The organism is Methylobacterium sp. E-066 (assembly GCF_022829635.1).
Taxonomy (GTDB): Bacteria; Pseudomonadota; Alphaproteobacteria; order Rhizobiales; family Beijerinckiaceae; genus Methylobacterium.
The window spans coordinates 98155-117497 of the sequence record NZ_JAKSYO010000088.1 but is presented as its reverse complement, the minus strand read 5'-3'; the positions used below and the strand labels follow the sequence as shown (position 1 = coordinate 117497).

At 70.3% G+C, this 19343-nt stretch carries 20 protein-coding genes and 1 tRNA gene; 16 read left to right on the top strand and 5 right to left on the bottom strand.

The features are described 5' to 3' along the window. The first annotated feature begins 1 nt into the window (after position 1). The 9 genes from MKL20_RS10265 to MKL20_RS10225 all read left to right on the top strand — a co-directional run bounded on the left by MKL20_RS10265 (position 2) and on the right by MKL20_RS10225 (position 9170). Entirely contained in the window at positions 2-835 is an 834-nt protein-coding gene (locus tag MKL20_RS10265) for an ABC transporter substrate-binding protein (RefSeq protein WP_244036578.1), read from the top strand. Beyond that, the gene (locus MKL20_RS10260) at positions 832-1878 is read left to right on the top strand and encodes a FecCD family ABC transporter permease (protein WP_244036577.1); all 1047 of its coding nucleotides are present in this window, start codon (positions 832-834) and stop codon (positions 1876-1878) included. Before MKL20_RS10265 ends, MKL20_RS10260 begins: the two co-directional genes overlap by 4 nt. After that, positions 1875-2693, top strand: a complete 819-nt coding sequence (locus MKL20_RS10255) for an ABC transporter ATP-binding protein (protein WP_244036576.1) — start codon at positions 1875-1877, stop codon at positions 2691-2693. Before MKL20_RS10260 ends, MKL20_RS10255 begins: the two co-directional genes overlap by 4 nt. Beyond that, positions 2671-3642 carry a DUF6925 family protein gene (locus MKL20_RS10250; RefSeq protein WP_244036575.1) on the top strand — a complete coding sequence of 324 codons (972 nt, stop codon included), beginning with the start codon at positions 2671-2673 and terminating at the stop codon, positions 3640-3642. Before MKL20_RS10255 ends, MKL20_RS10250 begins: the two co-directional genes overlap by 23 nt. Positions 3643-3653: 11 nt before the next feature. Beyond that, on the top strand, positions 3654-4187 hold the full coding sequence (locus MKL20_RS10245) for an AAA family ATPase (RefSeq protein WP_244036574.1): 534 nt from the start codon (positions 3654-3656) through the stop codon (positions 4185-4187). Between the two features lie 451 nt (positions 4188-4638). Next, a complete protein-coding gene (locus MKL20_RS10240; protein ID WP_147907670.1) occupies positions 4639-5649 on the top strand; it encodes an AAA family ATPase in 1011 nt (336 codons plus the stop codon). A 52-nt stretch (positions 5650-5701) separates the two neighbouring features. Next, the gene (locus MKL20_RS10235) at positions 5702-8245 is read left to right on the top strand and encodes a S8 family peptidase (RefSeq protein WP_244036573.1); all 2544 of its coding nucleotides are present in this window, start codon (positions 5702-5704) and stop codon (positions 8243-8245) included. Positions 8246-8379: 134 nt separating this feature from the next. After that, on the top strand, positions 8380-8976 hold the full coding sequence (locus tag MKL20_RS10230; protein WP_147907672.1) for a hypothetical protein: 597 nt from the start codon (positions 8380-8382) through the stop codon (positions 8974-8976). Beyond that, the gene (locus MKL20_RS10225; protein ID WP_147907673.1) at positions 8973-9170 is read left to right on the top strand and encodes a hypothetical protein; all 198 of its coding nucleotides are present in this window, start codon (positions 8973-8975) and stop codon (positions 9168-9170) included. The genes MKL20_RS10230 and MKL20_RS10225 overlap by 4 nt, the downstream gene beginning before the upstream one ends. Positions 9171-9412: 242 nt before the next feature. Here MKL20_RS10225 and MKL20_RS10220 read toward each other — a convergent pair whose 3' ends face one another. Both MKL20_RS10220 and MKL20_RS10215 read right to left on the bottom strand, forming a co-directional pair. Next, positions 9413-9742 (bottom strand): hypothetical protein, encoded by a 330-nt coding sequence (locus MKL20_RS10220; RefSeq protein WP_147907674.1) that lies wholly within the window; start codon positions 9740-9742, stop codon positions 9413-9415. A 139-nt stretch (positions 9743-9881) separates the two neighbouring features. Further along, positions 9882-9957 (bottom strand) — tRNA-Glu (locus MKL20_RS10215). Between the two features lie 106 nt (positions 9958-10063). On the opposite strand from MKL20_RS10215, the gene cobU reads away from it, so the two are divergent. The 5 genes from cobU to MKL20_RS10190 all read left to right on the top strand — a co-directional run bounded on the left by cobU (position 10064) and on the right by MKL20_RS10190 (position 14364). Continuing rightward, a complete protein-coding gene (cobU, locus tag MKL20_RS10210) occupies positions 10064-10591 on the top strand; it encodes a bifunctional adenosylcobinamide kinase/adenosylcobinamide-phosphate guanylyltransferase (protein WP_244036572.1) in 528 nt (175 codons plus the stop codon). Beyond that, entirely contained in the window at positions 10588-11190 is a 603-nt protein-coding gene (gene cobO, locus MKL20_RS10205) for a cob(I)yrinic acid a,c-diamide adenosyltransferase (RefSeq protein WP_244036571.1), read from the top strand. Before cobU ends, cobO begins: the two co-directional genes overlap by 4 nt. A gap of 23 nt (positions 11191-11213) precedes the next feature. Beyond that, positions 11214-12656 carry a cobyric acid synthase gene (locus MKL20_RS10200; RefSeq protein ID WP_244036570.1) on the top strand — a complete coding sequence of 481 codons (1443 nt, stop codon included), beginning with the start codon at positions 11214-11216 and terminating at the stop codon, positions 12654-12656. A gap of 80 nt (positions 12657-12736) precedes the next feature. Further along, the gene (locus MKL20_RS10195) at positions 12737-14086 is read left to right on the top strand and encodes an MFS transporter (RefSeq protein WP_244036569.1); all 1350 of its coding nucleotides are present in this window, start codon (positions 12737-12739) and stop codon (positions 14084-14086) included. Positions 14087-14187: 101 nt separating this feature from the next. Beyond that, entirely contained in the window at positions 14188-14364 is a 177-nt protein-coding gene (locus MKL20_RS10190) for a hypothetical protein (protein ID WP_244036568.1), read from the top strand. Positions 14365-14368: 4 nt separating this feature from the next. Here MKL20_RS10190 and MKL20_RS10185 read toward each other — a convergent pair whose 3' ends face one another. Both MKL20_RS10185 and cbiB read right to left on the bottom strand, forming a co-directional pair. Further along, positions 14369-15283 (bottom strand): NAD(P)-dependent oxidoreductase, encoded by a 915-nt coding sequence (locus tag MKL20_RS10185; protein ID WP_244036567.1) that lies wholly within the window; start codon positions 15281-15283, stop codon positions 14369-14371. A 114-nt stretch (positions 15284-15397) separates the two neighbouring features. Beyond that, positions 15398-16381 carry an adenosylcobinamide-phosphate synthase CbiB gene (cbiB, locus tag MKL20_RS10180; RefSeq protein ID WP_244036566.1) on the bottom strand — a complete coding sequence of 328 codons (984 nt, stop codon included), beginning with the start codon at positions 16379-16381 and terminating at the stop codon, positions 15398-15400. On the opposite strand from cbiB, the gene cobD reads away from it, so the two are divergent. Continuing rightward, entirely contained in the window at positions 16373-17416 is a 1044-nt protein-coding gene (gene cobD, locus MKL20_RS10175) for a threonine-phosphate decarboxylase CobD (RefSeq protein WP_244036565.1), read from the top strand. The genes cbiB and cobD overlap by 9 nt on opposite strands. On the opposite strand, the gene MKL20_RS10170 is transcribed toward cobD, so the two are convergent. Next, the gene (locus MKL20_RS10170; protein WP_243963580.1) at positions 17409-18584 is read right to left on the bottom strand and encodes an MFS transporter; all 1176 of its coding nucleotides are present in this window, start codon (positions 18582-18584) and stop codon (positions 17409-17411) included. The genes cobD and MKL20_RS10170 overlap by 8 nt on opposite strands. Before the next feature lie 319 nt (positions 18585-18903). Here MKL20_RS10170 and MKL20_RS10165 point away from each other — a divergent pair, with 319 nt between their 5' ends. After that, the gene (locus MKL20_RS10165; RefSeq protein WP_092042594.1) at positions 18904-19095 is read left to right on the top strand and encodes a hypothetical protein; all 192 of its coding nucleotides are present in this window, start codon (positions 18904-18906) and stop codon (positions 19093-19095) included. The last annotated feature ends 248 nt before the right edge of the window (positions 19096-19343 follow it).

Genomic DNA, 19343 nt, shown 5'->3' with positions numbered 1-19343 from the left:
GATGCCGTCTCGGCTCATGATCGCCCTCGTGGCCATTTTGTCCGTCGTGCCGTTCGGCGCGGCGGCGGCACCCGTACGGGTGGTCTCGATGAACCTGTGCGCCGACGAGCTCGTCCTGCGGCTGGCGGACCGCGGTCAGGTGCTGGCCGTCACCTACCTCGCCCGCGACCCGCGCGGGTCGACGGTCGCGGCCGAGGCGGTCGGGCTGCCAGTGACGCGGGGCCTGACCGAAGAGGTCGTGGCCCTGAAGCCCGACCTTGTGATCGCAGGTGCCTTCACGACACGCACGACGGTGGGCATGCTCAAGCGCGTCGGCGCCCCCGTGCTCGAACTCGGCGTGCCGGTCGACCTCGACGGCGTCCGCGCCCAGATCCGGCAGGTCGCGGCGGCGCTCGGCCATCCCGAACGGGGCGATGCCATGGTCGCGGCGCTCGATGCACGTCTCGCCGCCATCGTGCCGGCCAGGCAGCCCCTTCGCGCCTTGGTGATGCGTCCGAACGCCTTCACGGTCGCGCCCGGCGGCTTCGGGGACGCGCTGATCCGCGCCGCCGGCCTCGTCAACGTCTCGGCCGAGATCGGGCGTGACCGCTTCGGGCAGGTGCCCCTCGAAGCCGCGGCGCTGGCGAACCCGGACCTTATCGTCGTCGACGAAGGCGCGCCAGGCTGGCCTTCCTTGGCCGATACCCTCCTGCACCATCCGGTTTTTCGGGCTCTCGCACGAGCGCATCGGACGGTCGACATTCCAAACCGCTTCTGGACCTGTCCGGGGCCACAGGTCGCGGAAGTCGTGGCGCGGCTCGCCGAGGCTGCGAACGAACGGGCGCCCGGACCATGAATGCCCCCATCACCACGCTCAGCCCCCCGGCATCCCGGCGCCTCGGCACGCCGCGGGGCCGGCGCGCCGTCATCGCTATCCTCGGCATCGCCGTCGTCGCGCTGACGCTCGCCTCCATCGCCATCGGCTACGCGCCCTTCGACGTGCCCGCCGCCTTCGCAGACCTCGTCGCCGGTCGCACGACGCTGCCGGCCCTGGTCCTTTGGGAGCTTCGTATTCCGCGCGCGCTACTGGGAGCCCTGGTCGGCTTCAGCCTCGGTCTGACCGGCGCGGCGATGCAGGGCTACCTGCGCAACCCGCTCGCGGACCCCGGCATCCTCGGCATTTCGTCGGCGGCGGCGCTGGGCGCGGTCATCGTCTTCTACGGCGGTTTCGCCGCTACCGTGAGCCTTGCCCTACCGCTCGGCGGCATCGCCGGCGCCGGCGTCGCCGCGCTCCTCCTGAACGCCCTCGCCGCCCGCGGCAGCAGCACCCTTGGGCTGATCCTCGCAGGAGTCGGGCTGTCGAGCCTAGCCGGTGCTTTGACCGCGCTGGCGCTGAACCTGTCGCCGAACCCCTACGCGGCCCTGGAGATCGTGTTCTGGTTGATGGGCTCGCTCAGCGACCGCAGCCTCGACTACGTCCTCCTATGCCTGCCGCTGATGGCTGTCGGCTGGGCCCTCATGCTGTCGACCGGCTCCGCCCTCGATGCCCTCACGCTTGGTGAGGACACCGCCGCGAGCCTCGGGGTCGGCCTGGTCTCAGTGCGCCTGCGTCTCGTCACGGGTGCGGCCCTGGCCGTCGGAAGCGGTGTCGCGGTTTCAGGCGCCATCGGCTTCGTCGGCCTTGTCGTACCGCATCTGATGCGATCCCTCGTCGGTGCCCGTCCCGGCGCCTGTCTGCTGCCGAGCGGCCTCGCGGGAGCGATCCTGGTTCTCGCGGCGGATATCGGCGTGCGCCTGCTCGCCACCCGGCCGGAACTTAAGCTTGGCGTGGTGACGGCGCTGGTCGGGGCGCCATTCCTGATCGTGCTGCTCCTGCGCAGCCGCGGGAGGCGGGCATGAGCCTCGGCCTGCAGGATGCCCAGGTGACGCTGGATGGACGGACCATCCTCTCGGACATCGGTCTCGCCCTGGAGCCCGGCCGCTTCGTCGGGCTGGTTGGCCCGAACGGAGCCGGCAAGACCACGCTGCTTCGCGTTCTGGCGGGGCTGATCATCCCGATTCGGGGCCGGATCACCCTCGATGGCCGTCCGCTGGCCGCCATGGGACGCGACGAACGGGCCCGCCGAATCGCCGCCCTGTTCCAGGGGGGTAGCGTCGGCTGGCCGATGACGGTTCGCGAGATCGTGGCGCTCGGCCGATTGCCGCACCGGCGCGCCTTCGCATCCTCGTCCCAGGCCGACGATGCCGGGGTCGCACGGGCGATGGTGCGCACCGACATCCTCCACCTCGCCGGCCGAAGCGAGCCGACCCTGTCCTCGGGCGAGCGCATGCGCGTCCTGCTCGCCCGGGCGCTCGCGGTCGAGGCGCCGTGGCTTCTCGTCGACGAACCGGTCACGGCCCTCGACCCTGCGCACCAACTCGACGCGATGGCGCTTCTGCAGGCCGTCTCCAGGGACGGCACCGGCGTCGTCGCCGTGCTGCACGACCTGACGCTCGCGGCCAGGTTCTGTGACCGCATCGTCGTGCTGGCTGGTGGCCGCCTCGTCGCGGACGGCACCCCGGAGGAGGCCCTGACCGACGTCCTATTGGCCGAGGCGTTCGGCGTCAGGGCCGAGCGGGGCTGGGCTTCGGACGGAACACGATACATCCTGCCTTGGGCGCGGTCAGGGGCTACGACGACGGAGGAACGCGATGACGTCACCATCACGGGCTGACGCGGTCACGACCCTACTGCGGGAGGCACTGGCCGATTCCGGCACCGCCTGGAGCCTCGGCAGCTTCGGGGCCATCGCCGAGTTCATGCGCGACCCCGACGAGGCCACGTCGCTGCTGCCGGATGGGCGCATGGGCCTATCGACGGAGCGGGGCGCAATCGCGCTCGCTCCCAGTCCCGACCTGCGACCGGTGGCCTACGAGACCGCGGTCATGTCAGGCTGGAACCACGCCGTCGCCCTGTGCCTGCCGGAAGCGCGTTGCGCGATGAACCGGCGCGGCGTGGTAACGGAGCTCGGCCCGGACCGGGACGCCGCCCGCGAACGAGACCGGGACGCCATCCTGTTCGATTTGGGTCTCAGCCTCCTCGCGGTCGACGCCTGCGTGCGCACGAGCGACCCGGAGGCCATCGCCTGTCTCCGGTCCGGTGTCGGGCTTCCCCTGTTCGACCCTTCGAGCCCCATCGGTCGCCAACTCGTGGCGCTGAGCCCGCACCGGGTGTTCCTCGCCCGGATCGGCCGCATCGAGGTCTATGCCCCGATCCCGGGGCCCGGCGGCACCAGCCCGGAGGGCCCTCACAGCCACGTCCTCCCCAAGCTCCTGCGAGGCGGCCGCACGCATGCGGCGACCACTCCGATCCCGACGGGCTGGGTTCCCTGCGCCGGCATTCATCCGGCGCACCCCTACAAGGACATGATGGGACAGCGCATCGCCTTCGACGCCAGCCGGCATGATGCCTTCCAGGCACTTCTCGAAAGGTGGGGCGACCCGGACCTGCTCACGGCCAAGCGCGGCGGGGACCTCGGCCCGGACAGCCTCGTGTCGACCCGTCACGCGCAGGCGGCTCGCCGTGTCGCCGAGGTCCAGGCGCGCTACCTGTGCGGCGAGACCGTCGAGGCCGATCCCGAACTCGACGAGGACGAGGACGAGGACGCCGCCCACCATGCCTGACCCCGCGCTCCATGGACGCTGAGGCACCCCCGCGCCGGCAGAGGGTGGTGGGGCTGATCGGATGCCCGGGAGCGGGCAAGACGACCTATGCGCGCCGGTTCTTCGATCCAATGCAGGGCTGGGTGCACCTCACCCTGGACGACCTCCGCCAGACATTCTGGCCGCCGGACCGTCAGGTCTACTGGCAGGTGCGACGGACGGACTGGGATGAGGAGGCGCGCCGCCTTCTCCACGGCGTGAAGGTTGCTGCCCTGGATGCGGCCCTCGCGGCAGGGTTCAGCGTGGTGATGGCCGACACCCACCTGACCCGGGGGGTGTTCGAGGCCGAGCTAGAGGTCGTCGAGCGATACGGTCTCTCGGTCGAGTGGAAGGTGTTCGACCTTTCCTGGGAGATGCTCCTCGCCCGCAACGAGGCCCGCGGTGGGATCGACCCGTCACATCGACAGCCGGAGTCCATCCTGCGGTTAGCCTACGACGTGTTCCGCGCGCCGGACGCTTGGTGGCGCTTCCTCCCATCGGATCAGGTCGAGTTCATCGAGCTTTGAACGGTGCCACCGTGGTGGATGGTAAATCGGCCACCACGCCATCGCATAGGTGCAACTCGAACGTCCGCTTATGGGATGTCGTCGGGCTCGGCCGAGCGGCGGCAATGGGCGCAAAGCTGCCGACCTTTGCAGCTCGGTCAATCTCAGGTTCGCGCCAGAAACAGAGATTGGGGCCTCTCCCATAAGCGGGCATTCCTCGTCCGAGGTCGCTACGGCCGATCGCGCCTCATTGTGGGCCTGAACGCCGCATCAACGATCGACGGGATTGAGGCTCTGGATGACGGGAACGATGCCGGGACGCCGCCCATCGCGCGACCTTGTGCCCAGCGGCCATGAAACCGTGGCACGGCCTGAGCCATTCAATTAAGGCTTTCGTTCGTAAGTTCTGGTGGGGACAGTGCTTCACCCGTTTCAACGGGCAAGGCCTCGAGTCGAAGGGAAGGAGGCGAGCATGTCGACCAAGCATCTGCTCGCCCTCCTGAATTCGCACATCGAAGGCGATGAAGAGCAATTCCTCTCGATTGCGCTGCAGGTTGCGGCGCAGGAGGCGCGTCAGGGACGGTCTGAGGATGCCGACAAGCTGAAGCGCCTGGTGCAGAAGGCCCGCGACCAGCAGCGGACTAGTCGTCCGGCCGGTGGACAGACCCCTATCCCGCTGGCCCGGCCGCGCGGCGAGCTCCAAGGTCTAGTCGAGAGCGCCTATCCCAAGGTGACGCTCGCCAGCATGGTGCTTTCGGAGGAAGTTCGCGGACGGTTGATGCGGGTCGTGCGTCAGCAGCAGGAGCGCGCGACGCTTCGCGATCACGGGCAGGCGCCGACCACGCATATGCTGCTCATTGGTCCACCCGGCACCGGCAAAACCATGACCGCGTCGGCGCTCGCGGGCGAGCTGCACCTTCCCTTGTTCACAGTCCGCCTAGAAGCGCTCTTCAGCCGTTTTTTCGGCGAGACCGCGGGCAAACTGCGCCTGTTGTTCGATCAGATCGCGCAGACGCGAGGAGTCTATCTGCTCGATGAATTCGACGCGATCGGCGCGCGTCGGGGTGACCAGAATGATGTCGGCGAAATTCGCCGCGTGCTGAACTCTGTGCTCGCCTTCATGGAGGAGCCGAACAGCACCGACAGCTTGGTGTTGGCCGCGACGAACCATGTCGAGATCCTCGACGAGGCGCTCGCGCGCCGCTTCGACGAGGTGGTGGAGTACGGCCTTCCCGACCGCAAGGCCGCCCGCGCGATCGTCGAACGTCGCCTCGGCAAGTTCAAGCTGGCCGCCCGCTCCTGGGCGGCGATCGAGACGGCGCTCGATGGCCTGAGCCAAGCCGAGCTGGTGCGGGCGGCCGACGCGGTCGTTAAGGACGTGATCCTGGAGGGAGAGGCGAAGGCCTCCCCTGATGCGCTCAAGGACGCACTGCAGAACCGCCAGACCCTGAAGGGCAAATTCCGCCGTCAGACCGGCCGTTAGAAAGACGAGCCGGCCGCCTGCAGGAACCATGTTTGTTCGGGGTTGAAGAGTTATGTCAGATCCTGATGAGTTCGGGGCGCGGGATCGACCACATATCTCGATCGACGCGTTCCGCGAGGCCGCACAGTACGGCTATCCTTCGCGCGACCAGAAGCGCAAACCGCTGCGCGACGATTATCGCGCGCACGCCGACGCGCTGCTCGACCAGCTAACCAAGGCGCTGGGCGAGCTGCCCGCTGCCGCAGCGGATACCCGCTTGCAGGTCCAAGGGTTGAAATCGGGCGCCGTCGTCGAGGTAGCGACTGCACCGCCCGCGGAGGGTTCGCGTTCAAAGGCTGCGAAGGTTCCGGCGGCGCTGGAGTTCCCCGGTCAAGACATCGTGCTGCTCCGCACCGAGCGGCGCGACGACCGGACGGAGAGTGCTCTGCTGTTCGTGCCCGACGACGCCCGAGGATTCCTGCGCGAGCGTATCGCCGCCTACGGCCGCAACCTTGGGAATGCACGTCGGCCGGACGTCGACCGTTTCGAGGCGGTGGAGACGATCGCCGCCGCGCCCGCCCGCACGCTGTTCGTCGGCGCGGTCGATTTCGGTGCGCCCGACATCGTCTGGTGGGAGCTCTGGGTGCAGGGTGATGCAGGCCGTGCCGAGCGTGTTGCCGTGCTGGCGCGCGGCGTGAACCTCGACGTGCACGCGGATCGCCTCATATTCCCGGACACAACCGTGATCTTCGTCCACGCGCCCACGGCCGCCGTGCTGGGCTTCGCCGAACGGGTGCCAGGGGCGATCACGGAGATCAGGCGGGCAACCGGCACGATCGAGCCGTTCCTCGACCGGGGCGAGGCCCGCCTCGGTCAACACGACTGGGTGTCCGAACTGGCCGAGCGCGTCATACCCGCGTCCGACGACGTGCCTGTCGTTTGCGCCCTCGAAACCGGCGTCGCGGCCGAGCACCCGCTCGTCCAGCCGGGCCTGAAGGGCGCGTGGGCTTATGACGCCGCTTGGGGGACCGATGATCATGCGCCCTATGGCGGACATGGGACGGCAATCGCCGGCCTCATCCTGTACGGCGATCTCGAGCCGCACATGAACAGCACGGAGCCCGTCGAGCTCACGCACGGAGTGGAGTCCATGAAGCTCCTGCCGCCGCACGGCTTTCCGGCGACCAAGCCGCCGAGCTACGGTGTGGTAACGCAAGGCTCCGTCGCACTCGTCGAAGCGGAGCGCCCGAACATGCTGCGAAGCTTCTGTCTTGCCACGTCGGCGACGGACTTCCCGCCGAGCCGGCCCTCGAGCTGGAGCGGAGCGCTCGACCAGATCGCGGCCGGGTCCATGCCCGGCGACGCCGTAAACGGTACGGCCGCCGCAGACGGCCCCAAGCGCCTAGTCGTGGTCGCGACCGGCAACGTGCAGGGCGGCATGATGGTCGACGTGACGCTGTCCCAGCCGCTCGAAGACCCGTCCCAGAGCTGGAACGCGCTGACTATCGGCGGCTTCACGCGCAAGGAGCAGACGCCGGCCCCGCCGCCCGCGCTCGAACCGGTCGTGCCCGCCAACCATCGGAGTCCGTTCAGCCGCGGCTCCCAGACCCTTCCGGACGACCTGACGCCGATCAAGCCTGAGGTGTTGTTCGAGGCCGGCAACATGCTCTCCACCGATACAGGCTTCTGCGCTTGGCACGAGGCGGTGTCGTTGCTCGCCCTAGGCTCGGACGTCGCGGCCGAGCCGCTGGTGCCCTTCTGGGCGACAAGCGCGGCGGCCGGCGTGGCGGGCAACTTCCTCGGGCGGCTGCAGGCGAGCTTGCCGGACCGCTGGCCTGAGACGCACCGGGCGCTGACGGTGGACTCGGCGGACTGGCCGCAATCGATCCGCAGGCTGCTGATAGGAAAAGGGGCGCACTGGAAAACGGGGTCGAAGGCGCAAAAGCAGAAGATCCTGCGCGAGATGGGCTACGGCGTGCCCGACATCGACCGCGCGATCTTGTCCGCACGGAACGACGTCACCCTGATCGCCGAGGCCGAAATCCAGCCTTTCGCGCTCGGAGCGGACCGGCGCAGCGCCGTGTTCAACGAGATGCATTTCTACGACCTGCCCTGGCCGAAAGCGGCACTCGAGCAGCTGGAGAACGAGATCGTCACCATCAAGGTGACGCTCTCCTACTTTGTCGAACCGAACCTCACGGGGAGGGCGGCGACTCGTCCCGATACGTACCGCTCCTTCGGTCTGCGCTTCGACATGAAGAAACGGACTGAGACCGACGCAAAGTTTCGTAGCCGCATCTCCTCGGCGCAAGAGGGGGACGGTTCGGCGAGCGAAACCGAGACCAGTTGCTGGCTGCTCGGGCCTAAGGCTGTCCAAGCGGGATCGCTCCATTGCGATCTGTGGCGGGGGCGGGCGATCGAGCTTGCGGGTCACGACGCGATCGCGGTCTACCCAGTCGGCGGTTGGTGGAAGTCCCACTTCGGGCAGCGGCGATTCGCGGATAAGGGCCGGTACGCCCTAGTCATCTCCTTGTCGGCGTCCGGGCAAGCCGTCGACCTACATGCCGAGGTGTCGAACCTCGTTGAGGTGAAGGCGGCGGAGGTCCTGATCGGCTGATGCGGCGCTTCCGCACGCTCCCGGGCGACTTCGACAGCCGCGCTGCGGATATGGACCAGCCGATCCCGTAGACCTGGGACGAGCAGGTTCGCGCGCTGCACATCGACAACATGGCGCGGCGCCAGGCGGAGCTCGTGGCCGAGTACGGCGAGTGGGGCGCCGAGCGCAAACGAGCGGACTTCGTCGCGATCGGGGTCAAGCCGTTCTCTGTCCTGAGCTACCACAACCGCTTCTTCACGCAGACGCGGGACGCCTTCGTCCAGGGCGCCTACTATCCGGCCTTGCTATCGGCCTGTGCGCTGGGGGAGCGCACGCTCAACCACCTCGTCCTCGATCTGCGGGACGACTACGCCGACACGCCCGAGCACGCGGCCGTCGCCGCGGACAGAGCCTTCTCGAATTGGCGGCTCATGATCGCGACACTCGAGGCGTGGCAGGTCCTGGATCAGGAGGTCGTCGATCTTTTCAGGACCTTGTCGCGCCTGAGGAACCGGGCCGTTCACTTCAACCCGGCGACTTATGTGAGCGCCCGCGACGACGCGCTGGCGGCGATCACCTGTCTGCGAGACATCGTCGAGAAGCAGTTCGGAGCGTTCGGTCGGAGCGCTGGTACATTCCGGGTACGCTCGGAGCGTGCTTCATCAGGCATGCGTTCGAGATGGACCCGTTCGTCCGAAAGTTCATCGCCAAGAGCGCCGTTTATGTCGGCCCCTTGCATTCGGTGCGGATGACGGAGGCGGGCGCTTGGCAGTTCGTCGACTGGCCGCCAGACGTCTACGGTGACGCCGTCGTCAGCGATGAACAGTACCGAGACCTGTTCAACGATCGCGACCCCGCGTCGGTTGTGTCTGCCGACGGTCCGTTCGTTCCGGCCAAGATCCTCGCGCCCGAAGATGTCGCCGCGTCTGAGGTCAAGCTGATCTGAGCTCGGCGGGTCAGCCGAGGCTCGGCAGAGATCGTGTCTCGTGGGGTCGCGACCGTGGCTTCGCCGGCCAATGGAGGCGGAAGATAAGGGCGACCGATGGCGTTGAGCAATTATCGAGTGAGCCGGCCGGCGGCCTTCCCCGAGAAAGGCCGCTGGCGCTTCAACGAGAAGAAGCGGCGTTGGACGCTAACCTTCAGCCCGAGGAAAGAGCTCGTCGAGCGCATCCAGGAGGAAGAGATCCACTACGTTCCGCCAGCACAAAGGAGCGTTGTCGTCAGCCGCTCGAGCTCCGCCTTCAGCGCCTTCTTCTCGGTCTCGATCTCGGTGTTGGCCAGGACGGCGAAGTACCAGTCCAGCCCACCGCCGAAGATCCCCTCCAAGTGGTGCGCGTCGTGCGAGTCGATCTCGATCGGCTCACCCTCTGGGTCGCTGGTGACGCGCGAAGCCGTCGAGAGCGGTTCTCTGACGGCCCCGTCGACCCGCTCGTACTGGCGCAGGGCGTCGCGGAGGAGTTCACCAGACTGCCCACGAGCAGACGTTCCGGACGTCAGCTGTGGGTCAGCATCCGCCATGTTTGAGCAGCAGCATCACGGTCAAGATGCCTCACTGACTGCTCGGAGCTCACGATTCCGTACGGCAGCACTCAACAATGACTATGTGAGACGTTTGTGTGAGCCAGCTCGTAAAATCCAGCCAACCGCTTGATTTTACTGGCGCGCCCTACGGGAATCGAACCCGTGTTTTCGCCGTGAAAGGGCGACGTCCTGGACCGCTAGACGAAGGGCGCTTTGGCTAGGCCGGGGTTCTATAGTCGGCGGCGGCGCGTCCGGCAACCGTCGATCCGCACGGGGGCTCAGGTTTGACCGCGGGACGGGTTGGGGCGATGGAGGGGCATGGTGCAGATCCCGCCCCGCATGACCCTCGTCCTCGGCGGGGCGCGTTCCGGCAAGAGCGTCTACGCGGAGGGGCTGATCGAAGCCTGCCCCGGCCCGTGGCTCTATCTCGCCACCGCGCAGGCCTTCGATGACGAGATGGTCGCGCGCATCGGCCAGCACCGCGCCCGGCGCGCCGAGCCGTGGCGTACCCGCGACGTGCCGCTCGCCCTGCCGGAGGCGGTGGCGGCGGCGGAGGGGCCCGTCCTGGTCGATTGCCTCACCCTCTGGCTCACCAACCTGATCCTGGCGGAGGCCGACTTGGAGGACGCGGTGGCGCGGCTTCTTGCCGCCTGCGCGCGGGCGCCGGGGCCGCTGGTGCTGGTCGGCAACGAGGTCGGGCTCGGGATCGTCCCCGACAACGCGCTCGCCCGCCGCTTCCGCGACGAGGCCGGGCGCCTGCACCAGCGGCTCGCCGCCCGGGCCGACCGGGTCGTGCTCACCGTGGCCGGGCTGCCGCTCATCGTCAAACCAGGAGTGCCCGCATGAGCGACGATGCGACCCGCCACCGCGAGAAGATGGAGAAACGCAAGGCCGTGCAGGACGCCGAGGTGGCGGAGAAGACCCTCGAGAAGGGCCTGCTCCTGGTCCATACCGGCCCCGGCAAGGGCAAGAGCACGGCGGCGCTGGGGCTGATGCTCCGCGCGCTCGGCCGCGGCTGGCGGGTGGGCATGGTCCAGTTCATCAAGGGCGGCTGGGATACCGGCGAGCGCCACGCGGTCGGGGTGTTCGGCGACCGGGTCGCCTGGCACACGCTCGGGGAGGGGTTCACCTGGGAGACCCAGGACAAGGCCCGGGACATCGCCGCCTGCCGCCACGCCTGGGCCGTGGCCGAGGACCTGATGGCCGATCCGACGATCCGCCTGCTCGTCCTCGACGAGCTCAACATCGCGCTCCGCTACGATTATCTCGACCTCGACGCCGTGGTCGCCGCCCTGCGAGCCCGCCGGCCGGACCTGCACGTGGTCGTCACCGGCCGCAACGCCAAGCCGGCCCTGATCGAGGCCGCCGACCTCGTCACCGAGATGGGCAGCGTGAAGCATCACTTTTCCGCCGGCGTGAAGGCCCAGGAGGGGATCGAGTTCTGAAGCCCGCGCGCAAGAAGGCCCTGATGATCCAGGGCACCGGCTCCGATGTCGGCAAGTCGCTGCTCGTGGCGGGGCTGGCGCGCGCCTTCACCGACCGGGGCTTGGCGGTGCGCCCGTTCAAGCCGCAGAACATGTCGAACAACGCCGCCGTCACCCCGGATGGCGGCGAGATCGGCCGCGCCCAGGCGCTCCAGGCCCGGGCCGCCCGGGTGCCGCCCTCCGTGCACATGAACCCGGTTCTGCTCAAGCCCCAGAGCGAAATCGGCTCCCAGGTGGTGGTGCAGGGCCGGATGGTCGCCACCGTGAAGGCGCGCGACTACCAGGCCTGGAAGCCCCGGCTGATGCCCGCCGTCCTGGAGAGTTTTTCGCGACTGGCCGCGGAGGCCGATCTGGTCCTGGTCGAAGGCGCCGGCTCGGCCTCCGAGGTGAATCTCCGGGCCGGCGACATCGCCAATATGGGCTTTGCCCGGGCCACCGATACGCCGGTGGTGCTGGTCGGCGATATCGACCGCGGCGGCGTGATCGCGAGCTTGGTCGGCACCAAGGCCGTGATCGAGGCCGCCGACGCCGCGATGATCGCCGGCTTCATCGTCAACCGCTTCCGGGGCGACCCGAGCCTGTTCGCCGACGGCATGCGGCTGATCGCCGAGCGGACCGGCTGGGCGCCGCTCGGCCTCGTGCCGCATTTCCCCGAGGCCGTGCGCCTGCCGGCCGAGGACGTGCTCGGGCTGGCGGGCTCCGGGCCGCGCCCGGCCGGGACCGTCACGGTCGCGGTGCCGGTGCTGCCGCGCATCGCCAATTTCGACGATCTCGACCCGCTCCGGGCCGAGCCTGGGGTGTCGGTGGTGCTGGTGCGCCCCGGAACGCCGATCCCCGCGGAGGCCGCCCTGGTGCTGCTGCCGGGGTCCAAGACCACGATCGACGACCTGGATTTCTTCCGCGCCGAGGGCTGGGATGTCGACCTGCACGCTCATGTCCGGCGGGGTGGGCGGGTGCTCGGCCTGTGCGGCGGCTACCAGATGCTGGGGCGCAGCCTCGCCGATCCGCACGGGATCGAGGGGGCGCCCCGCACGGTGCCGGGCCTCGGGCTCCTGGATGTCGAGACCGTGATGAGCCCGGACAAGCGGCTGGCTGCGGTGACCGGCACCAGCTTGCCCGATGCGGTGCCGTTCTCGGGCTACGAGATGCATATCGGCACGACCCGGGGCCCCGACGCGGCCCGGCCGCTGCTGCGGCTCGCCGACGGACGCGCCGACGGGGCGGTCTCGGCGGATGGCTTGGTGGCCGGGACCTACGTGCACGGCCTGTTCGCGCATGATGCCCAGCGCGCCGCCTGGCTCGCCCGCCTCGGTACGGTCTCGGAGGGGGCGGGCTACGAGGCCGGGGTCGAGGCGGCCCTCGACGGCCTCGCGCGACACATCGCGGCCCATGTCGACTGCGACCGGCTCCTGGCGCTTGCCCGGTAGGCGAAGGCCACGCCACGGATTACTCTGTGTAATTGCCGGCCCTCGCCACGAGGGGCCGCACGGGTCCAGAGGAACGCCATATGCCCCCCACGCAGCCCCCGGTCGGCGAGGAGTTCGCCGAGAGCACCGTCCGCACCGTGACTTTGCGGCTGATGCCGCTGCTCGGCCTGCTCTACCTGATCGCCTATATCGACCGGCAGAACGTCTCCTACGCCAAGCTGGACATGGTCGGCAGCCTCGGACTCAGCGAGACCGCCTACGGGCTCGGCGCGTCGCTGTTCTTCCTCGGCTACTTCTTGTTCGAGGTGCCCGCCAACGTGTTCCTGGAGCGGGTCGGCGCCCGGATCTGGTTCGCCCGGATCATGTTCACCTGGGGCATCGTCACGCTCCTGCTGGGCTTCACCCAGAACGCCACGATGTTCTACGTGCTGCGCTTCCTGCTCGGTGCCGCGGAGGCCGGCTTCTTCCCCGGTGTGCTGTTCGCCCTCACGCTCTGGTTCCCGCAGGCGCACCGGGCCCGGATGATCGGCTGGTTCATGATCGCCAGCGCGGTGGCCAACGCGGTCGGCGCGGCGATCGGCGGGGCGCTGCTCGGCCTCGACGGGGTCTGGGGGCTGGCCGGCTGGCAATGGGTGTTCCTGGCCACGGGGGCGCCGGCGATCGTGATGACCGCCATCGTGCTGCTGATCCTGCCGAACGGTCCCGAGACGGCGCCCTGGCTGTCCCAGGACCAGCGCGACTGGCTCGCCCGCACGCTCCGGGCCGAGCGCGAGGGCGGCGGCCTCGTCGATCACGGCAATCCGTTCGCGGCGCTCGTCGACAAGCGCGTGCTGATGCTGGCCGGGGTCTACGTCTCGCTGCCGCTGGCCGCCTACGGCCTCGGCTACTGGCTGCCCACGGTGGTCAAGGGGTTCGGGGTCTCGAACCTGACCAACGGTTTCCTCAACATCATCCCGTGGGTCGCCACCGCGGTCGCCCTGTGGTGGGTCCCCCGCCACGCCGCCCGCACCGGCGCCCAGGGCAACGCCCTGACCTGGCACGTGGTCGGGCCGGCACTCGTCGGAGCGGCCGGGCTGGCGCTCAGCGTGATCCTGCCGGGCAACGCGGTGAAGTTCGCCTGCCTGTGCGTGGCGGCGGCCGGGACCTTTTCCGCCCAGCCGGTGTTCTGGTCGATGCCCGCGACCTTCCTGCGCGGGGCGACGGCGGCGGCCGGAATCGCGGCGATCAACTCGGTGGGCAATCTCGGCGGGTTCGTCGCGCAGAACATGGTCCCGTTCATCCGCGACCAGACCAAGAGCGACCTCGTGCCGATGCTGTTCCTGTCCGCCTGCCTGGCGATCGGCGCCGGCCTGATGTTCATCGTGCTCTCCGCCCTGCGGCGGGACGCGGCCCGGCGCGAGGCGGCGCCGACGCGGGCTCGGACGGCCTGAACATCGCACGACATCGTGCGTTATTCTTCCTGATGCCCGTCTATCGGGCATGATGATGCAATCCCGCAGCCCCGCGGGACATCATCGAGGAGGGCACCGCGATGAGCGAAGGAATTCCGCTTCTGATCCTCGCCCTGGGGACTCTGGGCGGCGTCTGGTTCCTGGCCGCCGCGGCCCGGAAACAGGTCGCCGACGCCAAGGGCTCCCCGGAACGGTCCAGCGTGATCCGCGACCACGGCGGCGCGCCGCGGGCGAACATGCCGGGTACGGAACACTGATCCCTCAGCCGGCGGCGATCCGCCGGCAATGGTCGAGGGCGGCGCCGATCAGGTTGTCGCTGGCCTCCGGGGTGCGGAAGGCCGAATGCGCCGACAGGGTGACGTTCGGCAGGGACGCGAGCGGATGGTCGGCGGGCAACGGCTCGACCGTGAACACGTCGAGCCCGGCCCGGGCGATCCGCCCGTCGCGCAGGGCTTCGACCAGGGCGGGCTCGTCGACCAGTGCCCCCCGGGCGGTGTTGATCAGGATCGCTCCGGGCTTGAGGGCGGCGATGCGCGCGGCCGACAGGAAGCCGCGCGTCTCTTCGGTCAGGAGCAGGTGGAGCGAGACCACGTCGCTCTCGGCCAGCAGTTGCTCCAGGGGAACGAATTCGACCTCCGGATGCGTTTTCGGGGTCCGGTTCCAGGCCAGCACCCGCAGGCCGGCGCCCCGGCAGAGCCGCGCCATCTCGGCCGCGATCCCGCCGAAGCCGACGAGCCCGACGGTCTTGCCGGTGAGCTGGATCCCCTCGGTGCGCAGCCACCGCCCCGCCCGCATCGCCCGGTCCATCTCGGGCAGGCCCCGGGCGGCGGCCCATAGTAGCGCGAAGGCGCATTCCGCCACCGCAGTGTCGCCGTAGCCCTTGATCGTATGGACCGTGATGCCGAGTTTGGCCTGGAGCGCCTCCGGGTCCATGTAGCTGCGGGCGCCGGTGCCGAGGAAAACCGCGTGGCGCAGGCTCGGGCAGGCTCGGGCCACGTCGAGGGGGAGGGCGGTGTGGTCGATCACCGCGATCTCCGCCCCGGCGAGCAGGCCGGGCAGGTCCTCCGGGGTGATGTCGGGCTGGCGATTGATCGCGACGGGCGGATCGTCCGGCCGCAACAGGCGGCGCGCCACCGCCGCCAGGGTCTCGCTGGCATCGACGAACACCGCGCGCATCGGCTTCTCCCTGTCCCGCCCAACCCAGCGTAGCGCATCATCCCGAAAAGTGGGTGCCGGCTTTCGGAAAACGAGGATGCAAACCAGAGCCCTGGCGCAGGCCGTGCCGTCGGGTCAGCCCATCGCGACGAGCCAGAGGGCGAGGAGGGCCAGGACGAGGCCGCCCTGGAGCAGGCAGGCTGTGCGGTAGAGGGTCAGCGCGCGGGCGATGTCGTCGGCCGTGGCCTCGGCCCGGCCGTCGCCCATATGGGCGTCGGGGACGAGGGTGCCGTCATAGACCCGCGGGCCGGCGAGCCGCAGACCGAGCGCCCCGGCCATGGCGGCCTCGGGCCAGCCGGCATTGGGCGAGCGGTGGCGGCCGGCGTCGCGGGCCATCGCCCGGAGCGCGCCGCGCGCATCGGCGCCGCGCAAGAGCGCCGCCCCGACGATCAGCAGGCCGGCGAGCCGCGAGGCCGGCAGGTTCACCCCGTCGTCGAGCCGGGCCGCGGCCCAGCCGAAGGCGGCGTAGCGCGGGGTGCGGTGGCCGATCATGCTGTCGGCGGTGTTGATCGCCTTGTAGAGCACGCCGCCGGGCAGGCCGAGACAGCCGATCCAGAAGGCCGGCGCCACGATCCCATCGGAAAAATTCTCCGCCAGGCTCTCGATCGCGGCGCGGCAGACCGCCGGCCCGTCGAGCTGGTCCGGGTCGCGCCCGACGATCATCGACACGGCGCGGCGGCCGGCCTCCAGGCCGCCGTCGCGCAGGGCGGTCTCCACGGCCGCGACGTGGTCGTTCAGGCTGCGCTGCGCCGGCAGGCTCGCGCAGAGCAGGCCGAGGAGCAGCAGGGCGGGGAGGGGGCCGGCACAGAGGCTGAGCCCGGTGAGCGCCCAGGCCGGCAGCCCCGTGACCGCCAGAAGAAGCACCAGCGCGCCGCAGCCGGCGACCCGGCGGCGGCGCTCGGAACCGCGATTCAGGCCGCGCTCCAGCCAGGAAATCAGCCGGCCGATCCAGGTGACAGGGTGGCCGATGGCCCTGTAGAGCGCGTCCGGGTAGCCGGACGCCGCCTCGATCCCGAGGGCGAGGGCGAGGATGGCGAGCGTGTCGGGCGGATGGAGCATCGTTTCTGGAATCCCGCTCCGAAGCCGGGGGCGATCCCGGGTCCGATCCCCCATGGCGGCGATCTCGGAGGACTCCGACAAGCCTTCCCGGACGCGCCGGAGCCCTGGCTCGACCTTTCGACGGGGATCAATCCGGTCCCCTATCCCGTGCCGCCGGTGGAGGCCAGCGCCTGGACGCGGCTGCCCGCCGCCGCCGAGGTCGAGGCCCTGCGGGCGGCGGCCGCTTCGGCCTACGGCGCGCCCGATGCGACGCATGTCGCCCTCGCCCCCGGCACCCAGATCCTGATCGAGACCCTGCCCCGGCTCGTGGCCCCGACCCGGGTCGCGGTGGTCGGCCCGACCTATGCCGAGCACGAAGCCGCCTGGGTGCGGGCCGGACACGCGGTGACGCAGGTCGACGGGATTGCGGCAATCGGCGATGCGGCCGTGGTGGTGCTGGTCGATCCGAACAACCCGGACGGGCGGACCCATCCGCTGTCTGAGCGGCTCGCCCTGGCGGAAACCCTGCGCGCCCGCGGCGGCCTGCTGATCGCCGACGAGGCTTTTGCGGATCTGGAGCCGGTGGCGAGCCTGTGCCCGCACGTCCTGCGCCCAGATGCGGCCCCGGGGCTCGTGGTGCTGCGCTCCTTCGGCAAGACCTACGGCCTCGCGGGCCTGCGCCTCGGCTTCGCGATCGCCGAGCCCGGGACGGCGGACCGGATCGGTACGGCCCTCGGCCCCTGGGCGGTGTCCGGGCCGGCCCTGGCGATCGGCCGGGCCGCCCTCTCGGACACGGCGTGGCGGGCCGAGACCGCCCAGGCGCGGGCGGCGGATGCGGCGCGCCTCGACCGGCTGATCGCCCGCGGCGGCGGCACCCTCGTCGGCGGCACCAGCCTGTTCCGCACCGCCGATTTTTCCGATGGGCCGGGCCTGTACCGGCGGCTGGCGGAGGCGGGCATCGCGGTGCGGCGCTTCCCCGAGCGGCTTGAGCGCCTCCGCTTCGGCCTGCCGGCCGGAAAGGCGGCGTGGTGCCGCCTGTCGCGGGTGCTCAAGTAGCCGGCGTCGCGGGTCCGTGTGGATCGCGGGCCGCCACCAGCACGGCCAGCGCCGAGAAGGCGAGGCCCACCGCGCAGACCCCCGGCCAGCCGACCACCAGGAAGGCCTGCGAACCCGCGAAGGCGCCGAGCGCCCCGAACACGAACAGGGTCGTGAACAGCACGGTGTTGATCCGGCCCCGCGCCCCCGGGACCAGGGCGTAGGCCCGGGTCTGGTTGGCGATGAGCGCGCCGTTCATGCCGATATCGATCAGCAGGACGCCGATCCCGACCGCCACCAGCGACCACGTTCCCCCGGCCCAGAGCACCAGGAACGACAGGGCGACCATCAGGCTGCCGCCGAGCACCACCGGCTTCGCGCCGCTCCGGTCGGTGAACCGGCCCGACAGGGGCGCCACGAACGCGCCGCAGACGCCGATCACCCCGAACAGCCCAGCCCCGGCGGCGGAGAGCCCGAAGGGCGGGTTCTCCACCAGCAGCGCCAGGGTCGCCCAGAAGGCGTTGAACGCGGCAAACAGCAGCGCCTGCGACAGGCTCGCGGTGCGCAGCACCGGCTGCGACCGGGCGAGATGGAGGATCGACAGCATCAGGGCGCGGTAGCGCAGGGGATGGGTCTGGGGCGTGTGCGGCAAGGTCGCGCGGGCGATGCCGGCCATGGCGAGCGCCAGGAGCGACGCGGCCAGGAACACCGCCCGCCAGCCGAGATGCGCGCCCAGAAACCCGCTGGCCGTCCGGGCGAGCAGGATGCCGGTGAGCAGCCCGGTCATCACCTGCCCGACGATCCGGCCGCGGCTCGCGTCCGGGGCGAGCTCGGCCGCGAACGGCACCGCCTGCTGGGCCGCGCAGCTGAGCACACCGACGACGAGGTGGGCGAGCGCCAGGCAGGCGAGGTTCGGGGCGAGGCCCACGGCGAGCAGCGCCACGGCGAGGCCGAGGCATTGCCCCACGATCAGGCGGCGGCGGGGCAGGGCGTCGCCCAGGGGCACGAGCCCGATGATGCCGAGCCCGTAGCCGACGAGCGCCGTGGTCGGCACCCACAGGGCGGCGGCATCGCCGAACTCGGACACGATCAGGCCGAGCAGCGGCTGGTTGTAATAGATGTTGGCGACCGCCCCGCCGGCGATCAGCGTCAGGCCGAGCCGGGCCTTCGCGTCGAGGAGGGTGGTCACGCCAGGATCGGGGGCGGGCAGGCGCGCCGCCGCTTCAGGGCCGTCATCAAGGCCATGGTGAGGTCCGTGTCGGGAGGGGAGGGCCGAGACCGATACGGGCAGGGCACGCCCTCCGGCAAGCGCCGAGGCTGCAGCCCTCGGTCACGCCCGCTGCCTCTTCACCGGCCAACGTCCTGCCCCATATGCGATCAACGCGGTTCCGGCCGTCCGCGTCCCGGGCGTCGAACCCAAATAGGCTGGTTCGTCAGCCGGATACGGTTTCGGGGCCGGGTTCGTTCCGGGCGGGCACGTCCGGAACCACCGCAGCAGGGAGTACGGGATGCCGAACTACCGCGTCGAGTTCGCGAAGGAGATCCTCGGGGTGCCCTTCACCATCGGGTCCGTCGCGATCATGCGGGCCCGCGATCCGGAGCGCGCCCGCCGGGCCGCCGAGATCCGCTTCGCCCGCCAGCACGGCCTCGGCGACTGGCGGGAGCTGGCCGACCTCGCCACCGTGGCCGAGCGGCTCTGACCGGACAGGCTCGGCCCGTCACATCATCGTCGTCGCGAGACCGCAGGCTGCAGGTTTGGGGCGCTCCGCGACCGCTCAAGCTCTGGTCGCCGCGCCCGCGCCGCCGTAGAATGGCAGGTGGAACCGGGGGCCTGAGCCGACCGGCCTGAACAGGCCCGGCTCGTCCCGGTTCGGCGGTTTTGCGCGCCTCCGATCGACGCGCCGGCGTCACGGGTCCGGGTGCGCTTCGGATCCGGTCCGACAGGGGT

Bases quoted from the DNA above. Each gene is read 5' to 3' on its own strand.
- MKL20_RS10265 (WP_244036578.1), top strand. From the start codon at position 2: ATGCCGTCTCGGCTCATGATCGCCCTCGTGGCCATTTTGTCCGTCGTG.
- MKL20_RS10260 (WP_244036577.1), top strand. From the start codon at position 832: ATGAATGCCCCCATCACCACGCTCAGCCCCCCGGCATCCCGGCGCCTC.
- MKL20_RS10255 (WP_244036576.1), top strand. From the start codon at position 1,875: ATGAGCCTCGGCCTGCAGGATGCCCAGGTGACGCTGGATGGACGGACC.
- MKL20_RS10250 (WP_244036575.1), top strand. From the start codon at position 2,671: ATGACGTCACCATCACGGGCTGACGCGGTCACGACCCTACTGCGGGAG.
- MKL20_RS10245 (WP_244036574.1), top strand. From the start codon at position 3,654: ATGGACGCTGAGGCACCCCCGCGCCGGCAGAGGGTGGTGGGGCTGATC.
- MKL20_RS10240 (WP_147907670.1), top strand. From the start codon at position 4,639: ATGTCGACCAAGCATCTGCTCGCCCTCCTGAATTCGCACATCGAAGGC.
- MKL20_RS10235 (WP_244036573.1), top strand. From the start codon at position 5,702: ATGTCAGATCCTGATGAGTTCGGGGCGCGGGATCGACCACATATCTCG.
- MKL20_RS10225 (WP_147907673.1), top strand. From the start codon at position 8,973: ATGACGGAGGCGGGCGCTTGGCAGTTCGTCGACTGGCCGCCAGACGTC.
- MKL20_RS10220 (WP_147907674.1), bottom strand. From the start codon at position 9,742: ATGGCGGATGCTGACCCACAGCTGACGTCCGGAACGTCTGCTCGTGGG.
- cobU (WP_244036572.1), top strand. From the start codon at position 10,064: ATGGTGCAGATCCCGCCCCGCATGACCCTCGTCCTCGGCGGGGCGCGT.
- cobO (WP_244036571.1), top strand. From the start codon at position 10,588: ATGAGCGACGATGCGACCCGCCACCGCGAGAAGATGGAGAAACGCAAG.
- MKL20_RS10200 (WP_244036570.1), top strand. From the start codon at position 11,214: ATGATCCAGGGCACCGGCTCCGATGTCGGCAAGTCGCTGCTCGTGGCG.
- MKL20_RS10195 (WP_244036569.1), top strand. From the start codon at position 12,737: ATGCCCCCCACGCAGCCCCCGGTCGGCGAGGAGTTCGCCGAGAGCACC.
- MKL20_RS10190 (WP_244036568.1), top strand. From the start codon at position 14,188: ATGAGCGAAGGAATTCCGCTTCTGATCCTCGCCCTGGGGACTCTGGGC.
- MKL20_RS10185 (WP_244036567.1), bottom strand. From the start codon at position 15,283: ATGCGCGCGGTGTTCGTCGATGCCAGCGAGACCCTGGCGGCGGTGGCG.
- cobD (WP_244036565.1), top strand. From the start codon at position 16,373: ATGGAGCATCGTTTCTGGAATCCCGCTCCGAAGCCGGGGGCGATCCCG.
- cbiB (WP_244036566.1), bottom strand. From the start codon at position 16,381: ATGCTCCATCCGCCCGACACGCTCGCCATCCTCGCCCTCGCCCTCGGG.
- MKL20_RS10165 (WP_092042594.1), top strand. From the start codon at position 18,904: ATGCCGAACTACCGCGTCGAGTTCGCGAAGGAGATCCTCGGGGTGCCC.